The 24,527-nt window shown below is 60.0% G+C and carries 18 protein-coding genes and 1 pseudogene; 16 read left to right on the forward strand and 3 right to left on the reverse strand.

Features of this window, described 5'->3' with window-relative positions:
• The first annotated feature begins 4 nt into the window (after positions 1–4).
• The 8 genes from ACLCGK_RS25095 (at position 5) to ACLCGK_RS25130 (ending at position 9,325) form a co-directional block, all read left to right on the forward strand.
• Positions 5–265 carry a YeaC family protein gene (locus ACLCGK_RS25095; protein WP_003260154.1) on the forward strand — a complete coding sequence of 87 codons (261 nt, stop codon included), beginning with the start codon at positions 5–7 and terminating at the stop codon, positions 263–265.
• Positions 262–1,092, forward strand: a complete 831-nt coding sequence (locus ACLCGK_RS25100; RefSeq protein WP_075044170.1) for a DUF2797 domain-containing protein — start codon at positions 262–264, stop codon at positions 1,090–1,092. Before ACLCGK_RS25095 ends, ACLCGK_RS25100 begins: the two co-directional genes overlap by 4 nt.
• Before the next feature lie 13 nt (positions 1,093–1,105).
• A complete protein-coding gene (pepN, locus tag ACLCGK_RS25105) occupies positions 1,106–3,763 on the forward strand; it encodes an aminopeptidase N (RefSeq protein WP_410953191.1) in 2,658 nt (885 codons plus the stop codon).
• Between the two features lie 294 nt (positions 3,764–4,057).
• Entirely contained in the window at positions 4,058–5,077 is a 1,020-nt protein-coding gene (locus tag ACLCGK_RS25110; RefSeq protein WP_410953192.1) for a WD40/YVTN/BNR-like repeat-containing protein, read from the forward strand.
• A gap of 20 nt (positions 5,078–5,097) precedes the next feature.
• Complete coding sequence (locus ACLCGK_RS25115) at positions 5,098–7,473, forward strand: efflux RND transporter permease subunit (protein WP_024086538.1); 2,376 nt, start codon at positions 5,098–5,100, stop codon at positions 7,471–7,473.
• A gap of 163 nt (positions 7,474–7,636) precedes the next feature.
• Positions 7,637–7,927 carry a DUF5629 family protein gene (locus tag ACLCGK_RS25120; protein ID WP_013971631.1) on the forward strand — a complete coding sequence of 97 codons (291 nt, stop codon included), beginning with the start codon at positions 7,637–7,639 and terminating at the stop codon, positions 7,925–7,927.
• Positions 7,893–9,023 carry a lactonase family protein gene (locus ACLCGK_RS25125; protein WP_410953193.1) on the forward strand — a complete coding sequence of 377 codons (1,131 nt, stop codon included), beginning with the start codon at positions 7,893–7,895 and terminating at the stop codon, positions 9,021–9,023. Before ACLCGK_RS25120 ends, ACLCGK_RS25125 begins: the two co-directional genes overlap by 35 nt.
• A gap of 122 nt (positions 9,024–9,145) precedes the next feature.
• Positions 9,146–9,325: a hypothetical protein gene (locus ACLCGK_RS25130; protein ID WP_012271225.1), complete on the forward strand. Its 180-nt coding sequence runs from the start codon at positions 9,146–9,148 to the stop codon at positions 9,323–9,325.
• Positions 9,326–9,430: 105 nt separating this feature from the next.
• Here ACLCGK_RS25130 and ACLCGK_RS25135 read toward each other — a convergent pair whose 3' ends face one another.
• From ACLCGK_RS25135 to ACLCGK_RS25145, 3 genes are read right to left on the reverse strand one after another with little or no spacing between them, the layout of a single operon-like run.
• Positions 9,431–10,024, reverse strand: coding sequence for a glutathione S-transferase (locus ACLCGK_RS25135; RefSeq protein ID WP_047595235.1), 594 nt, complete (start codon positions 10,022–10,024; stop codon positions 9,431–9,433).
• The gene (locus tag ACLCGK_RS25140; protein ID WP_410953194.1) at positions 10,021–13,665 is read right to left on the reverse strand and encodes an AAA family ATPase; all 3,645 of its coding nucleotides are present in this window, start codon (positions 13,663–13,665) and stop codon (positions 10,021–10,023) included. The genes ACLCGK_RS25135 and ACLCGK_RS25140 overlap by 4 nt, the downstream gene beginning before the upstream one ends.
• Positions 13,662–14,900: an exonuclease SbcCD subunit D C-terminal domain-containing protein gene (locus ACLCGK_RS25145; protein ID WP_013971635.1), complete on the reverse strand. Its 1,239-nt coding sequence runs from the start codon at positions 14,898–14,900 to the stop codon at positions 13,662–13,664. The genes ACLCGK_RS25140 and ACLCGK_RS25145 overlap by 4 nt, the downstream gene beginning before the upstream one ends.
• A gap of 307 nt (positions 14,901–15,207) precedes the next feature.
• On the opposite strand from ACLCGK_RS25145, the gene ACLCGK_RS25150 reads away from it, so the two are divergent.
• The 8 genes and pseudogenes from ACLCGK_RS25150 (at position 15,208) to ACLCGK_RS25185 (ending at position 24,340) form a co-directional block, all read left to right on the forward strand.
• Complete coding sequence (locus tag ACLCGK_RS25150; RefSeq protein WP_410953195.1) at positions 15,208–19,464, forward strand: RHS repeat-associated core domain-containing protein; 4,257 nt, start codon at positions 15,208–15,210, stop codon at positions 19,462–19,464.
• A gap of 8 nt (positions 19,465–19,472) precedes the next feature.
• Positions 19,473–20,057, forward strand: a complete 585-nt coding sequence (locus ACLCGK_RS25155) for an imm11 family protein (protein WP_410953196.1) — start codon at positions 19,473–19,475, stop codon at positions 20,055–20,057.
• Positions 20,058–20,125: 68 nt separating this feature from the next.
• Positions 20,126–21,406: pseudogene (locus ACLCGK_RS25160) on the forward strand (RHS repeat-associated core domain-containing protein); the annotation flags it as partial.
• Between the two features lie 90 nt (positions 21,407–21,496).
• Positions 21,497–21,814 carry an HNH endonuclease gene (locus ACLCGK_RS25165; RefSeq protein WP_410953197.1) on the forward strand — a complete coding sequence of 106 codons (318 nt, stop codon included), beginning with the start codon at positions 21,497–21,499 and terminating at the stop codon, positions 21,812–21,814.
• 10 nt (positions 21,815–21,824) lie between these two features.
• Positions 21,825–22,316: an SMI1/KNR4 family protein gene (locus ACLCGK_RS25170; RefSeq protein ID WP_410953198.1), complete on the forward strand. Its 492-nt coding sequence runs from the start codon at positions 21,825–21,827 to the stop codon at positions 22,314–22,316.
• Positions 22,317–22,358: 42 nt separating this feature from the next.
• Positions 22,359–22,796, forward strand: a complete 438-nt coding sequence (locus ACLCGK_RS25175) for a YrhA family protein (RefSeq protein ID WP_410953199.1) — start codon at positions 22,359–22,361, stop codon at positions 22,794–22,796.
• 433 nt (positions 22,797–23,229) lie between these two features.
• Positions 23,230–23,904 (forward strand): SMI1/KNR4 family protein, encoded by a 675-nt coding sequence (locus ACLCGK_RS25180; protein WP_410953200.1) that lies wholly within the window; start codon positions 23,230–23,232, stop codon positions 23,902–23,904.
• Positions 23,905–23,986: 82 nt separating this feature from the next.
• A complete protein-coding gene (locus ACLCGK_RS25185; protein WP_023662512.1) occupies positions 23,987–24,340 on the forward strand; it encodes a hypothetical protein in 354 nt (117 codons plus the stop codon).
• Positions 24,341–24,527 lie beyond the last annotated feature (187 nt).

Here is a 24,527-nt window from a genome sequence, read left to right on the forward strand (position 1 = left end):
CACTATGTCCACTTTCGCGCAAATGATCGAAAACATCACCCCGGAAATCTACGAGAGCCTGAAACTGGCCGTGGAAATCGGCAAATGGTCGGATGGCCGCAAGCTCACTGCCGAGCAGAAAGAGCTGTCGCTGCAGGCGGTAATCGCCTGGGAGATGAAAAACCTGCCCGAAGACCAGCGTACCGGCTACATGGGCCCGCAGGAATGCGCCTCGAAGTCCGCGCCGATCGCCAACATTCTGTTCAAGTCGGACTCGGTACATTGATCGAACTCGCTCGTGGCTCGTTGAGCAAGATGGCGGTAAGCCTGCAGGCGCCAGTGGTGCAGTACAGCTTTCGCCTTGATGACACGCAGGTGCCGGTCAACCCGCTGATCGGCCAGCGCCTGCGCCTTGAGTACCTTGGCGCCATTCACTGCAGCCATTGTGGCAAGCGCACCAAGACCAGCTTCAGCCAGGGTTACTGCTACCCGTGCATGACCAAACTGGCCCAGTGCGACGTGTGCATCATGGCCCCGGAAAAGTGCCATTACGACGCTGGCACCTGCCGCGAACCGTCGTGGGGCGAACAGTTCTGCATGACCGACCATGTGGTCTACCTGGCCAACTCGTCGGGGATCAAGGTCGGTATCACCCGCGCCACCCAGCTGCCCACCCGCTGGCTCGACCAGGGTGCCAGCCAGGCCCTGCCGATCGTGCGCGTGGCCACCCGCCAGCAGTCCGGCCTGGTCGAAGACTTGCTGCGCAGCCAGGTGCCGGACCGCACCAACTGGCGCGCCCTGCTCAAGGGCGATGCCGAGGAGCTCGACCTGGTGGCCATTCGTGAACAGGTCTTCGACGCCTGTGCCGATGGCCTGCGCGAGCTGCAGGGGCGCTTCGGCCTGCAGGCGATCCAGCCGCTGGCCGACGCCGAAGTGGTGCAGATGAAGTACCCGGTCGAGGCCTACCCATCGAAGATCGTCAGTTTCAACCTCGACAAGGACCCGGTAGTGGAAGGCACGCTGCTGGGCATCAAGGGCCAGTACCTGATCTTCGACACCGGTGTGATCAATATTCGCAAGTACACGGCCTACCAGTTGGCCGTGCTCCAGTAAAAAGGACCTGCACATGCGTACCGAACAACCGCAAGTGATCTACCTCGAGGATTACCAGGCGCCCGAGTACCTGATCGACGAGACGCACCTGACCTTCGAGCTGTTCGAGGACCACACTCTGGTTCACGCGCAACTGGTCATGCGCCGCAACCCGGCACGCGGTGCCGGCCTGCCGCCACTGGTACTCGATGGCCAGCAGCTGGAGCTGCTGCGCGCCTCGCTGGATGACCAGGAACTCCAGCCGGGCGACTACCAGCTCGACGCCGACAGCCTGACCGTGCAGCCCAAGGCCGAGCGCTTCACCCTCGACACCAGCGTGAAGATCCACCCCGAAAGCAACACCGCACTGGAAGGCCTGTACAAGTCGGGCAAGATGTTCTGCACCCAGTGCGAGGCCGAAGGCTTCCGCAAGATCACCTACTACCTCGACCGCCCGGACGTGATGAGCACCTTCACCACGACGGTGATCGCCGAGCAGCATCGCTACCCGGTATTGCTGTCGAACGGCAACCCGATCGGCAGCGGGCCGGCAGACGATGGTCGCCACTGGGCGACCTGGGAAGACCCGTTCATGAAGCCGGCCTACCTGTTCGCCCTGGTGGCCGGTGACCTGTGGTGCGTCGAGGACAGCTTCACCCGCCAGTCCGGCCGTGACGTGACCCTGCGCATCTACGTCGAGCCCGAGAACATCGACAAGTGCGACCACGCCATGGTCAGCCTGAAGAAGTCAATGCGCTGGGACGAAGAAGTCTATGGCCGCGAGTACGACCTGGACATCTTCATGATCGTCGCGGTCAACGACTTCAACATGGGCGCCATGGAAAACAAGGGCCTGAACATCTTCAACTCCAGCTGTGTGCTGGCCCGTGCCGAAACCGCCACCGATGCCGCACACCAGCGCGTCGAAGGCGTGGTTGCCCACGAGTATTTCCACAACTGGTCGGGCAACCGCGTCACCTGCCGTGACTGGTTCCAGCTGTCGCTGAAGGAAGGCTTCACGGTGTTCCGAGATGCCGAGTTCAGCGCCGACATGAACTCGCGCACGGTCAAGCGCATCGAAGACGTGGCCTACCTGCGTACTCACCAGTTCGCCGAAGACGCTGGCCCCATGGCCCACCCGGTGCGCCCGGACAGCTTCATCGAGATCTCCAACTTCTACACCCTGACCGTGTACGAGAAGGGCGCCGAAGTGGTGCGCATGGTTCGTACCCTGCTGGGCGCCGACGGCTTCCGCAATGGCAGCGACCTGTACTTCGAACGCCACGATGGCCAGGCGGTGACCACCGACGATTTCATCAAGGCCATGGAAGACGCCAACGGCGTCGACTTCACCCAGTTCAAGCGCTGGTACAACCAGGCCGGCACCCCGCGCCTGGAAGTCAGCGAGGCTTATGACGCGGCCGCGCAAACCTACAGCCTGACCTTCCGCCAAAGCTGCCCGCAGACCCCGGACAAGGCCGAAAAACTGCCGTTCGTGATCCCGGTGGAGCTTGGCCTGCTGGATGCCGCAGGCAACGACCTGCCGCTGCAACTGGCCGGCGAAGCGACGGCGCAGGGCACCAGCCGCGTGCTGTCGGTGACCGAGGCCGAGCAGACCTTCACCTTCCAGGGCATCCAGGCCAAGCCGCTGCCTTCGCTGCTGCGTGGCTTCAGTGCACCGGTCAAGCTCAGCTTCCCCTACGACCGCGACCAGCTGATGTTCCTGATGCAGCACGACAGCGACGGCTTCAACCGCTGGGAGGCGGGGCAGCAGTTGTCGGTGCAGGTGCTGCAGGAGCTGATCGGCCAGCATCAGCGCGGCGAAGCACTCAAGCTCGACCAGCGCCTGATCAGCGCCCTGGGCACCGTGCTCGGCAACGAGTCGCTGGACCCGGCCATGGTTGCCGAAATGCTCTCGCTGCCGGGTGAGGCCTACCTCACCGAAATCAGCCAGGTGGCCGACGTGGACGCCATCCACGCCGCCCGCGAGTTCGCCCGCCAGCAGATCGCCGAGCAACTGTTCGACGCCCTGTGGTCGCGTTACCAGGCCAACCGCGACGTGTCGCGCAACACCGCCTACGTGGCCTCGGCCGAGCATTTCGCTCGCCGCAGCCTGCAGAACATCGCGCTGTCGTACCTGATGCAGAGCGGCAAGCCGCAGGTGCTGCAGGCGACTTTGGAGCAGTTCGAGCACTGTGACAACATGACCGAGCGCCTTACCGCCCTGGCCGTGCTGGTCAACTCGCCGTTCGAGGCCGAGCGGGCCAAGGCCTTGGAGGCGTTTGCCGAGCACTTCAAGGACAACCCGCTGGTCATGGACCAGTGGTTCAGCGTGCAGGCGGCCAGTACGCTGCCGGGCGGGCTGGCGCGGGTCAAGGCGCTGATGCAGCACCCGGCGTTCACCCTGAAGAACCCGAACAAGGTACGTGCGTTGATCGGCGCCTTTGCCGGGCAGAACCTGGTCAACTTCCATGCGGCGGATGGCTCCGGCTACCGCTTCCTGGCGGACCTGGTGATCGAGCTGAATGCGCTGAACCCGCAGATCGCTTCGCGGCAACTGGCACCACTGACCCGCTGGCGCAAGTATGACTCTGCGCGTCAGGCCCTGATGAAGGGCGAGCTGGAGCGGATTCTGGCTTCTGGTGAGCTGTCCAGTGATGTGTATGAAGTGGTGAGCAAGAGCCTGGCTTGAGCCTGGAAGAGCTTGGGGCTGCTGTGCAGCCCTTCGCGGGCACGCCCGCTCCCACAGGGATATCACTGCTTTCAAGGCCTGTGATACCCCTGTGGGAGCGGGCGTGCCCGCGAAGGGCCGCACAGCGGCCCCGGCTTTTTACAGCCGACAACAAAACATAACACCCCGCCCGTTGTGTTCCCGCAAATATCCCCGCTACGATCCCCTCAAGCTATTGCAAGCCTCTAGATCAGGCTTTTCGCAGTACCTGCAGTGCATTGACCCACCAGACAAGAACACAACAGGGGGACAGTCATGAGGGAACAGAACAGGCGCTTTGCCTGGCCATTGGCAGCCAGCGCGGTACTGGCGCTGGGGCTCGGCGTGTGGGCTAACAGCGTGCAAGCCGCTGCCGCCGACGAATATTCCACCGAATCGGCCAAGGCCAGCCAAAGCCTGCTGATCGACGCCACCCATGCCGGTAAGCGCCTGGTGGTAGTGGGCGATCGCGGTCATATCCTGTTCTCCGACGATCAGGGCAGAACCTGGACCCAGGCGCGGGTGCCCACCCGACAACTGCTGACCGCGGTGTTCTTCCTTGACGACAAGCGCGGCTGGGCCGTCGGCCACGATGCGCTGGTGCTCGCCAGCAGCGATGGTGGTGCCACCTGGAGCAAGCAGTTCGAAGACCTGCCCCGCGAAGCCCCCTTGCTCGATGTCGCCTTCCTCGACGCCCGGCACGGCTTTGCCGTAGGTGCCTACGGCGCCTTGCTGGAAACCACCGACGGCGGCCAGCACTGGCAGGACGTGGCCGAGCGCCTGGACAACCCCGACCAGCTGCACCTGAACGGTATCGCCCAGGTGCGTGACGCGGGCCTGTTCATTGTCGGCGAGCAGGGCGGCATGTTCCGCTCGGCCGACAACGGCCAGACCTGGGCCAAGGTTCAAGGCCCCTATGAGGGCTCGCTGTTCGGCGTGATAGGCACTGCACAGCCGCGCACATTGCTGGCCTACGGCCTGCGCGGCAACCTGTTCCGCTCCACCGATTTCGGTGACAGCTGGCAACCGATCGAGCTCAAGGCCGCACGTGGCACCCTCGAATTCGGCCTGGCAGGCGCTACGCTTGTCGAGGACGGTAGCCTGGTGCTGGTCGGCAATGGCGGCAGCGTGCTGCGCAGTACCGATGACGGCCAGACCTTCAGTGTCTACAACCGCGCCGACCGCATTGCCCTGGCCGGCGTCAGCGGCCTGGCCGATGGCGGCCTGCTGCTGGTAGGGCAGGGTGGCGTGCACCTGGCTGATCCGCAGGGTGCTGACCAGGAGGTGCGTCCATGACCAGCAGGGAGAGCATCACCATGCACCCGCATCACCAGGACAAGGCCACGTTGCTCGAACGCCTGATCTTCAACAATCGCCCCGTGGTCATCGCCCTGTGCGTGCTGGTCAGCATCTTCCTGTTCTGGCAGGCCACGCAGATACGCCCGTCCACCAGCTTCGAGAAGATGATCCCGCTGCAGCACCCGTTCATCGAGCAGATGATGGAGCACCGCAACGACCTGGCCAACCTCGGCAACACCGTGCGCATTTCGGTGGAAGCTGTGAATGGCGACATCTTCGACAAGGACTACATGGAGACCCTGCGGCAGATCCATGACGAGGTGTTCTACATCCCTGGCGTCGACCGTGCCGGGTTGAAGTCGCTGTGGAGCCCCAGCGTGCGCTGGAGCGAGGTCACCGAGGAAGGCTTCTCGGGTGGCGAGGTGATTCCCAACACCTACAACGGCTCGCAGGACAGCCTCGACACCTTGCGCGACAACGTGCTCAAGTCGGGCCAGGTGGGGCGACTGGTGGGCAACAACTTCAAGTCCAGCATCGTCGATGTGCCACTGCTGGAGAGCTACCCCGACCCGCAGGACCCGGGCAAGCAGGTGAAGCTGGACTACCAGCAGTTCTCGCACCAGCTTGAAGAAAAGATCCGTGACAAGTTCCAGGCGCAGAACCCCAACGTGAAGGTGCACATCGTCGGCTTCGCCAAGAAGGTCGGCGACCTGATCGACGGCCTGGTGATGGTGGCGATGTTCTTCGGCGTCGCCCTGGCCATCACCTGGGTGCTGCTGTACTGGTTCACCTGGTGCATCCGCAGCACCATCGCCGTGCTCATCACCACCCTGGTGGCAGTGGTCTGGCAGCTGGGCCTGATGCATGCGGTGGGCTTTGGCCTGGACCCGTACTCGATGCTGGTGCCGTTCCTGATCTTCGCCATCGGCATTTCCCACGGGGTGCAGAAGATCAACGGTATCGCCCTGCAGTCGAGTGATGCCGACAACGCCCTGACCGCTGCCCGGCGCACCTTCCGCCAGCTGTTCCTGCCGGGGATGATCGCCATTCTCGCCGACGCCGTGGGCTTCATCACCTTGCTGATCATCGACATCGGCGTGATTCGTGAGCTGGCCATCGGTGCTTCCATCGGTGTGGCGGTGATCGTGTTCACCAACCTCATCCTGCTGCCGGTAGCCATCTCCTACGTCGGCATCAGCAAGAAGGCCGTCGAGCGCAGCAAGCAGGACGCCACCCGCGAGCACCCGTTCTGGCGCCTGTTGTCGAACTTCGCCAGTGCCAAGGTGGCGCCTGTATCGGTGGCCCTGGCGCTGGTCGCCTTCGCCGGTGGCCTGTGGTACAGCCAGAACCTGAAGATCGGCGACCTCGACCAGGGCGCGCCGGAACTGCGCCCCGATTCGCGCTACAACCAGGACAACAACTTCATCATCAGTAACTACTCGACCAGTTCCGACGTGCTGGTGATCATGGTCAAGACCCCGCCGGAAAGCTGCTCGATCCACTCGACCATGGCGCCGATCGACGAGCTGATGTGGACCATGCAGAACACCCCGGGCGTGCAGTCGGCAATTTCCCTCGTGACCGTGTCCAAGCAGGTGATCAAGGGCATGAACGAGGGCAGCCTGAAATGGGAAACCCTGTCGCGCAACCCGGACATCCTCAACAACTCCATCGCCCGCGCCGATGGCCTGTACAACGGCGACTGCTCGCTGGCACCGGTGCTGGTGTTCCTCAACGACCACAAGGCCGAAACCCTGGAGCGGGTCACTGCCGTGGCCAAGGCGTTTGCCGACAGCCACAACAAGGAAGGCCTGCAGTTCCTGCTGGCGGCGGGCAATGCCGGAATCGAGGCGGCGACCAACGAGGTGATCAAGTCGGCCGAGCTGACCATCCTGATCCTGGTGTACATCTGCGTGGCGGTGATGTGCCTGATTACCTTCCGCTCGTTCGCCGCCACCCTGTGTATCGTCCTGCCGCTGGTGCTGACCTCGGTGCTGGGCAACGCGCTGATGGCCTACATGGGCATCGGGGTCAAGGTGGCGACCTTGCCGGTGGTGGCGCTGGGTGTGGGCATTGGCGTGGACTATGGCATCTACATCTACAGCCGGCTGGAAAGCTTCCTGCGCGCCGGGTTGCCGTTGCAGGAGGCTTATTACGAGACCCTGCGCTCGACTGGCAAGGCGGTGCTGTTCACCGGGTTGTGCCTGGCCATCGGCGTGTGCACCTGGATCTTCTCGGCGATCAAGTTCCAGGCGGACATGGGGTTGATGCTGACTTTCATGTTGTTGTGGAACATGTTCGGGGCGCTGTGGTTGTTGCCGGCGTTGGCGCGGTTCCTGATCAAGCCGGAGAAGATGGTGGGCAAGGAGGGCGGGTCGATTTTTGCCCATTGAATTGCAGGGGGCCGCTTTGCGGCCCATCGCCGGCAAGCCAGCTCCCACAGGTACAGCGCAAGCCTCCAGATTTGTGCGATCCCTGTGGGAGCTGGCTTGCCGGCGATGGGCTGCAAAGCAGCCCCAGGGCTATAATGCCAACTCATTTCAGATTGGTACCCCCATGTCCCCCCTCGCCACCGCCCTGCAGTCCTGCGACATGCTCCTGATCGACGGCCTGCACGCCTTCGACTTCACCTCCGATGAATCCGGCCTCACCATCGAATGCATGGACGGCCGCCAGCTCCGCCGCTGGACCTTCACCCCCGAGCAGATCACAGCTGCCATCGCCGTGGGTGACGAGTGGCAACTCGACGATGCCGACGGCGCGCATCGGCTAGTCTGTATGAGTGCCTTTCGCGCCCCGGATGATGACGAAGATGAATCGGATCTGGACGAGCCTGCTGACCGCTAGCCTGATGAGCCTGACCATCCATGCCCACGCCGCCACCTTGCTGGTGGGCAGTTACACCGATGGCGCCAGCGAGGGCATCTACCGCTACGGGTTCGACGAAAAGACCGGTCATATCGACCCGTCGCCGCAGCAGGTGGTGGAGAGTGTCAGCCCTTCATGGCTGGTGCTGTCGGCCGATCAACGCCAACTCTTTGCGGTCAACGAAACGCCGAAGGGCGGGGTCAGCAGTTTCGCCGTCAGTGCAAAAGGCGAGATCAAGCTACTCAACCAGGTGCCCAGCCAAGGTGACGAGCCTACCCACGCCAGCCTCAGCCAGGACCAGCGTTATCTGTTCGTGGCCAACTACGCGGTCAAGCCCGATCCCGGCGGCAGCCTGGTGGTAGTCCCGGTGGCCAGGGACGGCAAGCTCAAGCCGGTGGTGCAACAGGCCCGGCACAAGGCGAGCGGGGTCAACCCCGAGCGCCAGGCTGGCGCCCATGTGCATTCACTGGTGCTGTCACCGGACGGCCGCCACCTGTATGCCAGCGACCTGGGGGCCGACAAGGTGTTCATCTACCGCTACGACGGTGCCAGCGCAGACCACCCGTTGACGCCAGCGATCCCCGCGTCGGTGGACCTGCCGCGGGGCAGCGGGCCGCGCCACCTGTTGTTCGACGCCAAGGGTCGGCACGCCTACCTGACCCTGGAAATGAGTGCCGAAGTGGTGATGTTCGACGTGCAGGAGGGCAACCTGGTCGAACGCCAGCGCCTGCCCCTGACCGAGAGCAAGGAAGCTGCGGCGAAAGCGGCAGGTGGCTTGCACCTGTCGGCAGACGGGCGCTTTCTGTATGTGAGCAACCGCGGCACGGCCAACGAGATCGTGGCGTTCAGCGTGGGCAAGCAGGATGGCCAGCTGACGTTCCTGCAGCGCCGTTCGGTGGAGGGGGATCATCCCCGCGAGTTCGCCCTCGACCCGAGCGACAACTTCCTGCTGGTGGCCAACCAGAAGAGCAACCAGATCGTGGTGATACGCCGCGATCCCCGCAGCGGCAAGTTGTTGGAGACGGTGCAGAAGCTGAAGCAGGAGGCACCGTCGGATCTGAAGTTCATCGAGTGATATCGATCGGCGTGATAATCGATACTGCCGCAATGAATTTTTGCCTGCGGCTTCGGCGGCGTAAGTTTGACCCAAGGCCCAAACGGGCCAACGTCAAACCACCGCCGTCGAGGTCAGCCCAGATGAACTTCAATCTCTTCCCGGTCATTGCCGCATCCGCCATTTCCGCTTCGGTCGTATTGCCAGCGCATGCCCATGCCGACAGCAGCGGCAAAGCGTCCGCTACCCATAGCTACACCGAACAGTACCTGCGCCAGAGTGCCAATTTCCATGCGGCATTGAGTGGCAAGCACAACCACTGAATCCTGTACTGGAGCTCTCTGACGAAAAACACACCCCCCCCAAGGGGACACACGCTACCCATCCCCCCCCCCCCCCCTCTCCCCCCCCAGTACAGGAAACAGGGTTCATTTGGCCATTACGGCCTTGAACAGCTCCGAAGCCAGCCACCCCTCCAGCCAGCTCCGCACCCGCGGATAAGCCGCCTCGGCGAACCACTGCGGTTCGACCCCGGCAAACTGGCGCATCAGGGGCAGCAACGCGGCATCGGCAATGCTCGGGTGCGTGGCCAGCAAGTAGGGCCTGCCTGCCAGCAGGCCCTCGAGCTCCGCCAGCCAGGCCTCGGCCTGCTGGCGGTAATGCTCGCGGGTATGCTCGGGGTAGCGCTCGGCATACTTGTACAGGTTCACCTGCGCCTTGAACGTGCTGTCGTTGCGCGCAATCAGTGTTTCAGCCTGCTGCGCCGCCGCAGGGTCGGCCTGCAGCCGCCAGTCCTGCGGGTCGTTTTGCGCCAGCGCCCAGCGCATGATGTCCAGGCTTTCTTCGAGCACCCCGGCACCGGTATCCAGTACCGGCACCGTGCCCTTGGGTGACAAGGCCAGCAGTTCTGCCGGCTTGTTCTTCATCGCTACCTCGCGAATCTCCACCTCGCACCCCGCATAGCGCAGGGCCAGGCGCGCGCGCATGGCCCAGGGGCAGCGGCGGAACGAGTAGAGGATCACCCGCACACCTCCACGTCACTCAGGCCATTGCCTTGGCGGCGCACCTGGATCTGCACCGGGATGCGTTCGTGCATTTCCTGCACGTGGGAAATCACTGCCACCTTGCGGCCCTGGGCCTGCAAGCCGTCGAGGGCGTCCATGGCCAGTTGCAGCGACTCGGGGTCGAGGCTGCCGAAGCCTTCGTCGATGAACAGCGATTCGATGCGCAGCGTGCTGGAGGCCATCGAGGCCAGGCCCAGGGCCAGGGCCAGCGACACCAGGAAGGTTTCCCCGCCAGACAGCGAGTGCACCGAACGCAGTTCGTCACCCATCTCGGTGTCCAGCACCAGCAGGCCGAGGGCGCTGCCGCCGCGCTTGAGGCGGTAACGGCGGGCCAGCTGGCGCAGCTGGGCGTTGGCGTGGTGCAGCAGCAGGTCGAGGTTGTAGCCCTGGGCGATCTTGCGGAACACATCGCCCGAGGCCGAGCCGATCAGGGCGTTCAGGCGAGCCCAGCGTTGCCACTGCTGGTGGGCCTGTTCGATTTCCGCCGCCAGCGCCTGGTGCGCCTGTTGGCGACGCTGGTCATCGGCCTGCTGTGCACGCAGTTCGGCGCATTGCTGCTCATGGCCGGCCAGGCGTTCGCGCAGTTCGGTCAGGGCCTGTTCCAGGGCGTCGGCCGAGGTGTCCACAGTCATTTGCGCGGCATGTTGCTGCAGGCGTTGTTCACGTTCCTGCAGCAGCACGCGGCCCTGTTCGATGGCCTTTTCGGCGCCTTGCAGGCGCTGGCGCAGCTCATTTACCTGCGCGTCCTCCATGCCCAGCAGGCGATCCAGGCCGGCGTCGTCCAGTTCCGGGTGTTCTGCGCGCCACTGGGCGATCTGGCCCTGCAACTGCTGGCACTCGGCGTCCAGCGCCTGCTGCTGCTGGGTGTTGGCCTTGAGTTCGCTGGCCAGTTGCACGCCTTGGGTACGCAGCTCCTGCAGGCGCTGGGCAGTGTCGGCATCGAGGGCGCGGGCCTGCTCCAGCGCGGCGTCCATATGCAGTTGCCAGGCTTCGGCGCTTGCATGCCCGCCAAGCAGTTCGCCGAGCGAAGCCTGAGCCTGCTGGCGCTGCTCGTCGAGGGCGGCAAGTTTCTGCTGCAGCTGCTGCTGGGTCTGCACGCGTGCCTGCTGCTGGTCGCGCAGCTTGTCCAGCTGGGCCTGGCGGGCTTGCTGTTCTTCCTGTTCGTCCTTGCGCTGCTCCAGTTGCTGCAGGCGTTGGGCGATCTGCTGGTCCAGGGCGAGGAAGGCATTGGCCGGGTCGTCGTTCAAGGCCTTGAGGGCCTCTTCGGGCAATACGCCGGCAAGGTCCGCGAGGCCTTGCTGCAACTGCTGCTCGTCGCTGGACAGGGCCTGGTGCTGTTGCTCCAGGTGGCGCTGGGCCTGCTGTTGCGCCTGCTGGGCGGCCTGCAATTGCTGGTTGAGACGGGCTGCATCTTTTTGCAGGGCGAGCAGGGCGCTCTGGCGTTTCTCGTCCTGGCCGATTTCTTCGTCCAGGCGCCGCAGCTGGCTGTCGAGCCAGGCACTGCGGGCATTGTCGTCCTGCGGGGCCAGGGCGGGCCACAGGCTGTGCGCCTGCACCTGGGCCACCAGCGGTTGTAGCTGCTCGCCCAGTTGCTGCTGTTGCTGCTGGTAATCCTTGAGCTGGGCGTTGACCACGCCCAGCTGGGTGCGCAGCTCCACCAGCTTGCTGTTGAGGGTTTCGACCTGCTTCTGCGCGGCGTCTTCCTCGGCCTGGTCATGGCGACCCAGGCTTTGCAGCAGCGCTTCAGGCTGGTGGAACGGGTGCTCGGCGCTGCCGCACACCGGGCAGGGTTCGCCGTCGCGCAACTGGCCGCGCAACTCTTCGACGCTGGTGTTGCGTGCCAGGCGCTGGCGTTCCAGCAACTGGCGGGTGAGGTTGAGCGCTTGCTCGGCGGACTCCAGCTCGGCCTTGGCGGCGGTGCCTTCGGTAATCAGCTGCTGGCGCTGCTGCATGGCCTGCTGCTGACGCACGCGCACGGCCTCCAGTTGCTGGCGCAGTTCCAGTTCACGGCCATGCAGGCGTGACAGTTCTTCCACGGCGCGCTGCTGCTTGCGGTTGTCCTGCAGCATGCCACCCAGCAGGTCGATCTGTTCTGCCAGGGCCTGGGGTTCGGCCTTGGCTTCGCGGAACAGCAGCTCGAAGGCATCGCGCTCGGCCTGCAAGTGCGCATTGGCCTGGCTGGCCTGGGCCTGTAGGCCGGGCAGCTCTTCACGGCCCTTGGCCAGGCGGCCACCGATCAGCATCACTTGCTTCAGTTGCGGCAGGTAGGCGTGCCAGGCGTTGGCCAGGCCCGCCAGGTGCTGGCTGTCGGCGAGCGCGGTGTCGATCTGCGCCAGTTGCTGCAGGCTGCGCTGCTGGTTGTCTTCCAGCTGCTGCAGGTGCTGCTGGCCTTCGGCGACCTGCTGCTCGGCCTGCTGGCTGGCACTGCGCTGTGCTGCCAGCTCCTGGTCCAGGCGGGCCAGGTTGTCCTGGGCGGCAAAGGCCTGGCGCAGGCGAGGGGCGTTCTCGCTGTGTTGGGCCTGGCTGACGGCGAGCGCCTGGCGCGCGGCGTCCAGCGCCTGCTCGAGCTCGCTGGTGCGCACTTGCAGCTCGGCTTGCTGCTGCTGTTGTTCGGCGATCTTCGCTGCCAGCGGTGCCAGTTGCGCGGTCAATGTCTGCTGGCGGTGGAACTGGTGACGCTGCGGGGCCAGGCGCTCCAGGCGCACCAGGTCCAGACGCTGGTCAGCCAGTTGTTGCCAGTCCTGTTCGGCGGCCTGCAGCGCGGTGCCGGCTTCGGCGTGCTGGGCCTGCAGCTGGCGCTGCTCGTTCAGCCAGTTGCGTTGCTGTTCCAGCTGGCGCTCGCCGGCCTGGTCGGCCTTGAATTGCTGCTGCGCCTGTTCCAGGCGCTGGTCGAGCTCGGCGCGTGCTTCGGCGGCCATCGGCAGCAGATGGCTGGCACGGTCCTTCAGGGCATTGTGGGCCTCACCGGCTTCGCGTGCCTTGCTGAAGGCCCGCTGGCCCAGGCGGGTGTAGATGGCGGTGTTGGTGAGCTTTTCCAGCAGCTCGCTGCGTTCTTTGTCGTCGGCCTTGAGGAAGGCGCCGAATTCGCTCTGGGCCAGCATCACCGCGCGGGTGAACTGTTCGAAGTTCAGGCCCAGGCGGGCTTCGACCAGTTGTTTGTATTCGTTCTTGCCGCTGCCCAGCACCTGCTCGCTGTCCAGGTCGTAGAAGCTCTGGCGGCTGTGCTGCAGCTTGCCGTTGGCCTTGTCGCGGGCGCGGTTGGCTTCCCAGCGGGCGCGGTAGCGGCGGCCATCGATGCCGACGAAATCGACTTCGGCAAAGCCGCTGCCGGTGCCGCGGCGCAGCAGGTTGCGCGGGTCGGAGGTAGGGATCTCGCCGTCTGCATCCGGCACCTTGGCCTCGCGGCCAATGTCGTTCAGCCGTGGCACGGTGCCGAACAACGCCAGGCACAGGGCGTCGAGCAGAGTACTTTTGCCCGCCCCGGTAGGCCCGGTGATGGCGAACAGGCCTGCGCTGGCCAGCGGTTCGGCGGTGAAATCGATATCGACCGGGCCGGCCAGGGATGCCAGGTTCTTCAGGCGGATGGCAAGAATCTTCATGGCTGTTCCTCTTCCTGCTGCACGTCCTGCAACAGCAGGGCGAAGTCGGCCAGCGCCTGTTCGTCGGCGGGGTTGCCATAGGCCTGCTCCCAGGCGCGGCTGAACAGGTCCTGCGGGGTCATCTGGGCCAGTTCGACAAAGGCCAGGTCATCGTCTTCGGCATTGTTGCGGCCGGCGTATTCGGCGCTGATGCGGATCAGGCGCACGGCCTTGCCTTGCAGTGCGGTTTCGATCTGCTGGCGCAGGTCGGGTTGCGGCTCATCCAGTATCACCCGCACCTCCAGCCAGGGCTGGCGGTTGGGGTCTTCGAGCAGGTCGATCACTGGCAGCTCGGCCAACTGCTCCAGCAGTTCGCCCAGTGGTGCCGGGCCGACCCGTTGCAGGGCCACGGCGCGCGGTACCGGGCGCGGTTCGACGCTGACCAGGCCAGTGCCGTCCAGCTCCACTTCCAGCACTTGGTGCGGGTAGTTGATTTCGGCGAACGACAGCGGGATCGGCGAGCCGCTGTAGCGGATGCGTTCTTCGCGGTTGACCTTCTGCGGCTTGTGCAGGTGGCCCAGGGCGACGTAGCTGATGGCCTTGTCGAACAGCTTGGCCGGCAGCGCCTCGGCGTTGCCAATGATCAGGCTGCGCTCGGAGTCCTCCGACACCGCGCCACCGGCCATGTGCGCGTGGCTGATGGCGATCAGCGCCTGGTCCTTCTTGCGCTTCTTTTGCGCGGCGGCGATCAACTGCTGGTGCACCTGGGTGATGCCTTGCAGGTAGTCGTCGCCCAATTGCGGGCCGGTCACCTCGGCCGGGCGCAGGAAGGGCAGGGCCAGGCACCAGGCGGCGACCTTGCCACGGCCGTTGGTCAGCGGAATCAGCAGGCGCTCGGCGTCCAGCTGGCCCTCGTCCAGCCAGTGCACACGGCCCAGGGCATGGGTGCGCAGGCGGCGCATCAGCGCCGCGGGCAGCTCGATGCGCGAGCCGGAGTCGTGGTTGCCGGCGATCATCACGATGTCCAGCTTCGGCTGTTGTTCGTGGGCCTGGACGATGAAGTCGTAGAGACGTTCCTGGGCTTTGACCGGTGGGTTGACCGTGTCAAAGATATCGCCAGCGATCAGCAGCGCATCCGGCTGGCGCAGGCGCAGCTGGCCGAGCAGCCAGTCGAGGAAGCAGGCGTGTTCGAAGTCGCGTTCCTGGCCGTGCAGGCTTTGGCCCAGGTGCCAGTCGGAGGTATGAAACAGACGCATGGATGACCTGTTGGTGTCGAGTCGAGCAAGCGGGGGCTTGGCTTGGGTGATGGGTGTTGCGCAAGGGCGGTATGGTAACCCAAGCCAATGCGGCAAGGCAGTCGCTCCGGGCGGGTAAGTGCTTTCCTACAAGCAGGTCCGCGCACTGAACGCCTTGTTCATTGACGGCCTAACGGCATTTTCCTAGCGTCCTTGGGTTTCAAACCTCAAGGACGCAACAATGATCAAGGATCTGACCGAGCGGTCGCTGCTTCAGTCTCGTCGTTCATTCATGTTCCACAACTTGGCCGAACAGGAGTAACCCCTCATGTTCGAAGCGGCCAGGTTTGGCGACGAGATATCGCACACCAGCGCGCTGGGGGGCTTCCTGATCGGGGCAGCCCTGGGCATCGCGCTGGTGGCCACGGTGGCCATCGCCACCTTCACCTGTGGGTTCGGCGTGGCCTTGCTGGCCGGCCTCGCAGCCGGCATCGGAGGCAGCTTGCTGACCGCCGCCGGAGAGGCGATAGGCAGTATGTTCTCGTCCCCCTCAGGGACGATAACCACTGCCTCACCCAACGTTTTCATCAACAGCCGCAAGGCCGCCCGCGTCGAAAAAAGCATCGGCGCCTGCGACAACCATCCTGGCCCGGTGCAGATCGCCGAAGGCTCGACCAATGTCTTCATCAATGGCGTCGCGGCGGCGCGCAAGGGCGACAAGCTGACCTGCGGCGCGACCATTTCCGGGGGGGCGAACAACGTCTTCATCGGCGGTGGCACTTACCGCTACCTGCCCGTGGATGACGAAGTCCCGGAGTGGCTGCGCACCACTGTGGATGTGCTGATGGCGATTGCTGGCGCAGCCAGTGGCCTCGCGAATGTGCTCAAGATGGGTACCCAGGCCGGTATGAAGGCCGCCCTACCTTGTGCCCTGAAATTCACGGCCGGCTTCATTGCTGGCGAAGTGGCCGCCCGCTACGTGGTCGAACCCGTGGCACGCAGGGTGTTGGGTGGACTGGTTGGCAACCCGGTCGACCTCACCACCGGTCGCAAACTGATCCCCGATGAAATTGACTTCAGCCTCCCGGGCTTGATGCCGATCGAGTGGTCACGTTTCTACGCCAGCGACCTTACCGTCGACAGCGTGCTCGGGCGCGGCTGGGTGCTGCCCTGGGAGCAAAGCTTGCGTCGGCGGGGCTCATTCATTTACCTCACCGACAACCAAGGCCGCAAAGTCCCGTTCGTGACCCTGCAACCGGGCGAACGGATCTACAACCCGCACGAGCAGGTGTACCTGGTGTGCACCGAGGGCGGCCACTACATCCTGCAAACCCTCGACAACCTGTTCTTCTATTTCGGCGAAGTGCCAGACACCAACAGCGAAGTGCCGCTGCAACGCATCGAAAACGCCCTCGGCCACTTCCTGCATTTCACCCGCACGCCCGATGGTACGCTGACCGACATCAGCGCCACCGGCGGTACCCGCGTGCACCTGCACTACGACAACCCGCTGGGTCGCCTGACCGACATCAAGCGCGTGGTGAACAACGAAGCGGTGGAAACGCTCACCCAGTACCGCTATGACGAACACGGCCAGCTGAGCGCGGTGATCAACCGCAACGGCGACACGGTGCGCAGCTTCAGCTACGCCGAAGGCCTGATGGTAACCCACAGCAACGCGCTGGGCCTGGGCTGCCACTACCGTTGGGAAACCCTCGGCGACAAGCCGCGCGTGGTCGAGCACTGGACCAGCGATGGCGAGCACTACCACTTCCGCTACGACCTCGACGCCCGCACCAGCTGGGCCACCGACGTGCTCGGCCGCGAGCTGGAAGTGCAGTACAACGCCGACCACCGCGTGCTCGCCAGCCGTGACTACGGTGGCGAACGCTACGCCATCGAGCTGGACGAGCAGGGCAACATGGTTGGCCTGGATTTGCCGGACGGCAACCGGCTCGCCTTCAAGTACGATGAATACGCCCGCCTGTTGGAAGAAACCGACCCGCTGGGCCGCAAGACCACCTACGAATATCACCACCTGACCACGCTGGTGACCCAGGTCAGCTATCCGGACGGCAGCACCTGGCGAGCGCGCTACGATGACAAGGGCAACCTGCTCGCCGAATTCGATGCCCTCGGCCAGATGACCGAGTACCTGAACAGCGATGACGGCCTGCCGCATACCATCATCGATGCGACTTACAAGTCCAAGTACCTGTGGTGGAACACCCTGGCCCAGGTCGAGCGTTATCAGGACTGCTCGGGCAAGAGCACCTGGTACCGCTACGACGAACGCCAGCACCTCGTCGCGGTGACCGATGCGCTGAACCAGACCACCACCCTGGAGCGCAAGCCCGACGGCGAAGTGCTGCGCATCAGTCACCCGGACGGTACCGCGGAAACCTTCACCTACAACGTCTACGGCCAGGTAATCAGCCACACCGACGGCAAGGGCCAGACCACACGCCTGATGCGTACGGCGCGTGGCCTGCCGAGCAGCCGCCAGGATGCCAAGGGCCAGCGGGTACGCTACGAGTACGACAAGGCCGTGCGCCTGATCGCGCTGGTCAATGAGAACAACGCCACGTACAGCTTTGCCTATGACGCTTCGGACCGGCTGAGCGAAGAAGTGCGGGTAGATAACCTGACCCGGCGTTTCAGCTACAACGTCGGAGGCCATCTCACGCGACTGGATGAGATTGGCTATGGCGAAAATGCCGAGCGGCCGGAGCGGCATACGCTGTTTGAGCGTGACACCATTGGCCGATTGGTCGCCAAGATCAACCGCGATGCGCGTCAAGACTATGCGTACGACGACGGCGACCGGTTGCTGAGCATCGAGCGGCAACCGACCGGGATCGGCAAGCAGCTAGGGATCAGCGAAGAAAAGCTGGAGTACACCTACGATCTGTTGGGGCGGCTGATCAAAGAAATCACCTCCGACGGCACGCTCGGCTACGAATACGACCCGCTCGGCAATCTGACTACGCTAACCCTGCCGGATGGCCGCAAGGTCAACCACCTGTACTACGGCAGTGGGTATCTGCACCAACTGAACCTGGACGGTCAGGTGATCAGCGACATGGAGCGTGATGACCTGCATCGCGAGGTTTACCGGACCCAGGGCAAGCTCACCAGTTGCTTCGGTTATGACGCCATGGGACGCAAGGCTTGGCAGTTTGCCTCGAACTTGCCGGCTGACAAGCTTTCCCAGGTGCACAACACCGGGATCAATACCTCGCTGTTGGTGGAGCATGCGTATAACCCGATTCACCGCCGTTACCAATACGACCCGGCAGGTGAACTGGTGCGTACGCTCGATAAGCTGCGTGGCGAGATCAAGTACGAGTACGAAGCCAATGGCCAGTTGCGCAGCCGCGATACCGGTTCACTGGTGGGTAGCGAAGAGTTTCGTTACGACCCCGCGGGCAACCGCCTGGATTTCAATGCCCGGCAATTTGCCAAGTCCAGGGACAACCGCATCACACACTGGAGGGACCAAGAGTACCGCTACGATCCGTGGGGCAACCTGATCGAGAAGCGCTCGGGGCACAGCAAGCTGCAGAGCTTTGCCTATGACTGCGAGAACCGGCTGGTGCGGGCTGAGACATTGGTCAATGGCAAGCTGGAGAGCACCGGGCACTACCGTTATGACAGTCTAGGGCGACGGATTGCCAAATACGCACAAGTAAATGGGCACGTTGAACAAAAGCGTTTTCATTGGCAGGCATTCAAGATGCTGGAGGAAGTAGAGCCGGGTCGTCGTGTATTATATTTATACGAGCCCGGAGGATATACTCCTTTGGCGTGTATTGATAAATTTGAGAATAGTGATCAGAAGCTCTATTACTTTCATACTAATCATATGGGGTTGCCGCTGGAGCTGTCAGATAGTAATGGCGAAATAGTCTGGAAGGTCTCATATCGGGATTGGGGATTGATTGACAAATTTATAGTTAATGATGTTGATCAGAATCTACGGTTCCAAGGTCAATATTTTGATGATGAAACAGGGTTTAATTATAATCTGTTTAGATTTTATGATCCTGAAGTGGGGCGGTTTATCACACAAGACCCGTCGGGGATTTTAGGTGGGGATAATCTATATGCATATGCTCCGAACCCTATATCTTGGGTGGACCCTGCTGGTCTTTCGCCTAGCAAGCTTCTTGCTGCAGCCATGGCTAAAGCCGGAAACACGGTCCCGCCAGGGTATGCCGCACACCATCTCATTCCCACTAACGTTGTCAATAAATCTAGTCTAATTCAAGAAGCTATGAAGCGGGGGATATATGATCCAAATGGGGCCAGTAATGGTTCGCCCTTACCTACGACTTCGGCTGAGTCATTAGCCTCAGGTAAGCCATTGCACAGTGGTGGACACTTGGGGTCATATTATGATGCTGCGCGAAATCGTTTGATGATAGCGGAGCAAAAAATTGGTATTCTAGCAGCAGCCTCTGATAAAGAGTTGCTTAGAAAAATTGGAGCTGTTGAGCGTAGTATGCGTATGAGTCTCGGGTCAGATACTATTCGTTTACAAAATACAGATCCTAGGCCAAAAGGTACCCGCTCGACATGCTAGGAGGAAAGATGAACTATTATTCAATGTGTCATGAAGTGGTGGAAGGTGGGTATACAGATGGAGATGTAGTGTTCTATCCACCTTTATCTGATTATTATCAGATAGGGATGAGTCTCTCCTTGACTGGCGTGTCGGTTTCTGTGGTTTTGGATAAAAAGGTTCGTGCCCTTAAGTCTGATTATTTCTTGACAACTTCCGGTGCTTTTTTTGTGTCCCAGGAGTTTAAGGAGGTTCTTGGGGGGTTAAATACTAACCTGCAGTTTTCCCCTGCGGATGTAAAGCACTCTAATGGAAAGCCTACGGTCAAAAAGTATTATTTTATTCACGATAATGACAGGTGCGCATGCTTTGACTACGGGCTTTCGGAGTACTCTGGTAAGTCTTTGGTTATGAGTAAGATTCAGGCCGGTGAGCTGGCTGCTGATTACAAGGTTCGAGGCGTAAAGAAGATGTGTATCGATGAGGCAAAAACTGGTTCGCTGGACCTTTTCTTTGTGGCAGGTGTGATCTGGATCGACCCTATTGTCTCAGAGGTATTGGTGCGCAAGGTTGAAAGCAATAAATTGCTGGTCAGGTTCAGTGCTATTGGGTAATTGAAAGCTGATAAGTTACTTGTGCGTGATTTTTATATGAATCGTTTATAGCTGGGTGGGATAACATACAACTCGGGGTGACTGAGTAGAAGCCGGGGTACGCCTACGATCTGCTGGGGCGGCTGACCAAAGAAATTACACCCGACGGCGCGCTCACCTATGAATACGACCCGCTCAGCAACCTGACCACGCTGACGCTGCCGGATGGTCGTAAGGTCAACCACCTGTACTACGGCAGTGGGCATCTGCACCAACTGAACCTGGACGGTCAAGTGATCAGCGACATGGAGCGTGACGACCTGCATCGCGAGGTGTATCGAACCCAGGGCAAACTCACCAGTTGCTTCGGTTATGACGCCATGGGGCGCAAGGCGTGGCAGTTTGCCTCGAACTTGCCGGCCGACAAGCTTTCCCAGGTGCACAACACCGGGATCAATACCTCGCTGTTGGTGGAGCATGCGTATAACCCGATTCACCGTCGTTACCAGTACGACCCGGCAGGTGAGCTGGTGCGTACGCTCGATAAGCTGCGTGGCGAGATCAGGTACGAATACGAAGCCAACGGCCAGTTGCGCAGCCGCGATACCGGTTCACTGGTGGGTAGCGAAGAGTTTCGTTACGACCCCGCGGGTAACCGCCTGGATTTCAATGCCCGGCAATTTGCCAAGTCCAGGGACAACCGCATCACACACTGGCGGGACCAAGAGTACCGCTACGATCCGTGGGGCAATCTGATCGAAAAATGCTCGGAATATGGCAACCGGTTGCAGCGCTTCGGTTATGACGGTGAAAACCGGCTGGTGCGGGCGGAGACTTGGGTCAATGGCAAGCTGGAGAGTACCGGGCATTATCGTTACGACAGCCTCGGGCGACGGGTTGCCAAACAGGCAGAGATCAACGGCGAGGTCGAGCAGAAGCGCTTCCTCTGGCAAGGGCTGAGGATGCTGCGCGAGGAAACGCCTGGGCAGAGCATCTTGTACCTGTATGAACCGGGTAGCTATGCGCCGTTGGCGCGGGTCGATCAGGCGGAAGGGGAGGAGCAGAAGCATTATTACTTCCATACTGACCAGATTGGTGCGCCGCTGGAGGTCACGGACAGTGACGGTAAGATCGTCTGGCAGGCGACGTATCGCTCGTGGGGTGCAATAGAGAGTCTGCCCATCAATGAGATCGAGCAGAATCAGCGTTTCCAAGGGCAATATGTTGACAGTGAAACAGGGCTGCACTACAACACCTTCAGATACTACGACCCTGAAGCCGGGCGTCTTATTACGCAAGATCCGGTAGGTTTAGGCGGCGGTATAAATCTTTATCAATACGCGCCAAATGTGACCGCATGGATTGATCCTTAGGGGCTATCGTTCAAAAGTGTCAATTTTGAAGGTCCTCCTGAACTATTTCCTGTAACAGGTGCTCAAAAAAACATTGTATCGATTCAATTGCAAGGAACTCGGGGGCGAGACTTTACCGAGACTTACAAACAGGCAGAATTGACAAAGGCTCAAATGAAATCGATGGGCAAATACACTTGGCACCATTTGGACGATTTCGATCCTGTAACGGGTAAAGGCACTATGCAGTTAGTAACACAGTCCGCTCACGAAGCTTCGTTGCCGCATACTGGTTCAGTCGCGCAATTCGAAAAACATTTTGGTTTGCCTTCTGGATCTTATGGCGCGCCTGAAGCTGTAGCTATCTCACAGGATAAGGGTTGGCTAAAAGGCCGCTCACAGAAAACAACATTCACAACTTGTTGAAGATTCTATAATGGATGACTTTGAACTGTTTGATTCTGGTGCTCCCGTCTCGATATTAGATATTGATAACCTTGAGTCTGAAATTGGCATAAAATTTCCAGCAGACTTCAGGGAGCTTTACCTGTCCTTCAATGGAGGAACTCCGAATCGGGAGTTTTGGGCGGGCGATGAAAATTATGAGCCGATTAGAATTGAAGATTTTAAAAGCATCGCCAGCGCTGAAACCGTTGACAAAGACGAGACTAAATACATAGGCGGATGCTTCAATTTGATGGTGCATAGGAACGTATTGCCAGCACATTTGGTACCTTTTGCCGTTGATGAGGCAGGTAATTTTATTTGTCTTGATAAAGAAGAAGGTAGTGTTATTTATTTTGCGGTTGATGTTTTTCAGCCGGATATTGACATGCGCATAAATAACATTAACGCTCAAAAGATGTTGTCCTCTTCGTTTCGTGTGTTTATTGACTCCTTGGTTAGTGAGGATGAGGTCGATCAGTAGATTCCTTGAGGGGCGTGCATATTAGGTCATTAGATGATTGAAATGAAAATGATGATCGACAAGTTGTCTGGTACGCCTGCACTTATTCCCGGTGCATCCGAAGAAGATCTGGAGTTATTTGTTCAGCGCTGTCAGTTGGCGTTGCTTGCTATGCCGCCCTCGGAGTATCTGGAGCTATTAGGTGTTTGTAATGGGGCTGCGGAGAATGGCGTATTTTTGTATTCAACTCACCGAATACCATTTTCGGATTGTGCTGGTGAGACCAATGATTTTATAGGGATGAATTTAAATTGGCGTGATTTGGAATGGATGAAGGATTACTTGGTTTTTGGAGAAAGTGATATGGATGTGTATGTGCTGGAAGTGCCCTCAAAGATATACCAGGTGAGGGATCGCCAGGCCTTCGATAATGTTTACTATGAGTTTTCAACATTTAATGAAATGGCAAGTCATATGTTTGGTTTGATGGCGGTCGGGTGAGTTTTGAAGGGGCAGTTTTCCAATTTCTGATAGAGTGCGATCCATGAACTCCACCTGCTACAAGATGGGGGCTCAATTTGCCGTGGCATCTCTGGCTCCATGAAAAACCCTGCGCCTCCTGGGTTTGAGGTTACGAGGCCTCTACATGCGGATCACATTGTTCCGATGAAGGAAAATACAGAAATGGAAGGTTTTTCTCGATTGGCTTCGAGGATCAAGTAAAGGTGTTAAACTATGAGTCAAACTTCCAAGGGTTGAGTGAGGTGGTAAATACCTAAAAGGGGGGAGATCATTTGGCGAGTGGGGGTTATATCAAGATGGAGATATTCCTGTTGATCCAGCGTTTCGTTCTCCATGATTGATAAGGCTGCTAAATTGGGTCGGAACTGCAGCAGGTCAATAGTTTGCCTTCGGGGTATTGAGGTGTATGAGAATGAATTGGCCTGAGTCTTTGAGGCGGCGTATTGTAACCGAGCTAAAAGGTTATGATGTATATTTTTCACCTGGCGATGTCCCTGTGGATATCGATTTTCCCAAGCAGTGGCGTGGATTTGGCTTTCTAAATAGTGGGAAAAAACATATTCCTGCGGAATGGGCTGAGTTTTCCGAACTTTTGCCTTGGGTAAGCGCGTGGCTAGAAAAATGTGTGTTAGGAACGGTTTTGGCTGTGAGTGATCGCCCATACCTCATGTATGCATATAGTGAAGGTGGTGATTTATGCTTCTATATGGGCGGGGCTCCACTAGGCGTTGAAGGGTCAGGTTTCGATGGTTATCCTAGTTTTCCTGCGAGCTTCCGGCAGTTTTATTCAAGATTGCATAATGGTTTTGGATTCTATATTGGTTGCACTATGGGGCTGTCGAGGTTGGAGGACTTTGTTGCTGTCAAGGAACTGTGCGATGAAGATTACCCAGCACTCCCTGATATGGTGGCGGTATTTTCTAGCGGCGCTGGTGATTATTTGGCTTTGGGGAATGGCTCACACAAGGGCCAGGCTTTTATCTGGTGGCATGAAAAACCAGAAAACCCGACAGAAGGAATCGAATTATGGGATGTGATGGATTCGTGGGTGTCTATTTTTTTGGAGAACTCCGACTCTAATGAATAATAGAGTGGCAAAGTGGCGGTAAAGTAATGAGGGCAGGTGGCGAGAAGGTTTATAGGGATGATCCAAGGTTAACTATAGAACAATGTCTGTCATTGCGATTGTCATGGAGGGGGCTGGGGTCTCAGCTTCAGCCCTTATGAAGCTCCATCGTGTACTTGGTGTCCCATTGTTGCAGTTGAAATCAACGATTCTGGCGCATGAGCCAGTATTAGAGTTGGAAATTTTTGACGGCGACTACCACGATCATGCAAAAATGATTCGATCAGTTTGTGCTGTGCTAACCGCGGAAAAAGTAGATGCGTCTTATTACGAAATTCCCTATGGTCAGCAATATGTAGGGAACCCCAAATTATCCATTTGGAAAATCGATTCAAGTCTGGTGGAGGGTATATTGAGTGCGGCTGATGATGAGGTGGAGCGACAGCTCAATAGTTAGTTTAATAGGGGGTATACGAAGTTCCTCAGCGGCACCCACGTTCACCTGCACTACGACAACCCGCTGGGTCGCCTGAGCGACATCAATCGTGTGGTGAACAACGAGTTTCTGATCGCGCCGATCTGGAAGCCTTGAGTGTTTCGTGACTTGGTTCTCGCTTTGCGGGAGGTATCAAGCTTGCCCTCAA

The sequence above is a fragment of the Pseudomonas sp. S1(2024) genome, from assembly GCF_046557535.1.

Bases quoted from the DNA above. Each gene is read 5' to 3' on its own strand.
- ACLCGK_RS25150 (WP_410953195.1), top strand. From the start codon at position 15,208: ATGTTCGAAGCGGCCAGGTTTGGCGACGAGATATCGCACACCAGCGCG.
- ACLCGK_RS25120 (WP_013971631.1), top strand. From the start codon at position 7,637: ATGTCCCCCCTCGCCACCGCCCTGCAGTCCTGCGACATGCTCCTGATC.
- ACLCGK_RS25125 (WP_410953193.1), top strand. From the start codon at position 7,893: ATGAATCGGATCTGGACGAGCCTGCTGACCGCTAGCCTGATGAGCCTG.
- ACLCGK_RS25175 (WP_410953199.1), top strand. From the start codon at position 22,359: ATGAAAATGATGATCGACAAGTTGTCTGGTACGCCTGCACTTATTCCC.
- ACLCGK_RS25095 (WP_003260154.1), top strand. From the start codon at position 5: ATGTCCACTTTCGCGCAAATGATCGAAAACATCACCCCGGAAATCTAC.
- ACLCGK_RS25110 (WP_410953192.1), top strand. From the start codon at position 4,058: ATGAGGGAACAGAACAGGCGCTTTGCCTGGCCATTGGCAGCCAGCGCG.
- ACLCGK_RS25115 (WP_024086538.1), top strand. From the start codon at position 5,098: ATGCACCCGCATCACCAGGACAAGGCCACGTTGCTCGAACGCCTGATC.
- ACLCGK_RS25155 (WP_410953196.1), top strand. From the start codon at position 19,473: ATGAACTATTATTCAATGTGTCATGAAGTGGTGGAAGGTGGGTATACA.
- pepN (WP_410953191.1), top strand. From the start codon at position 1,106: ATGCGTACCGAACAACCGCAAGTGATCTACCTCGAGGATTACCAGGCG.
- ACLCGK_RS25140 (WP_410953194.1), bottom strand. From the start codon at position 13,665: ATGAAGATTCTTGCCATCCGCCTGAAGAACCTGGCATCCCTGGCCGGC.
- ACLCGK_RS25130 (WP_012271225.1), top strand. From the start codon at position 9,146: ATGAACTTCAATCTCTTCCCGGTCATTGCCGCATCCGCCATTTCCGCT.
- ACLCGK_RS25145 (WP_013971635.1), bottom strand. From the start codon at position 14,900: ATGCGTCTGTTTCATACCTCCGACTGGCACCTGGGCCAAAGCCTGCAC.
- ACLCGK_RS25170 (WP_410953198.1), top strand. From the start codon at position 21,825: ATGGATGACTTTGAACTGTTTGATTCTGGTGCTCCCGTCTCGATATTA.
- ACLCGK_RS25185 (WP_023662512.1), top strand. From the start codon at position 23,987: ATGTCTGTCATTGCGATTGTCATGGAGGGGGCTGGGGTCTCAGCTTCA.
- ACLCGK_RS25180 (WP_410953200.1), top strand. From the start codon at position 23,230: ATGAATTGGCCTGAGTCTTTGAGGCGGCGTATTGTAACCGAGCTAAAA.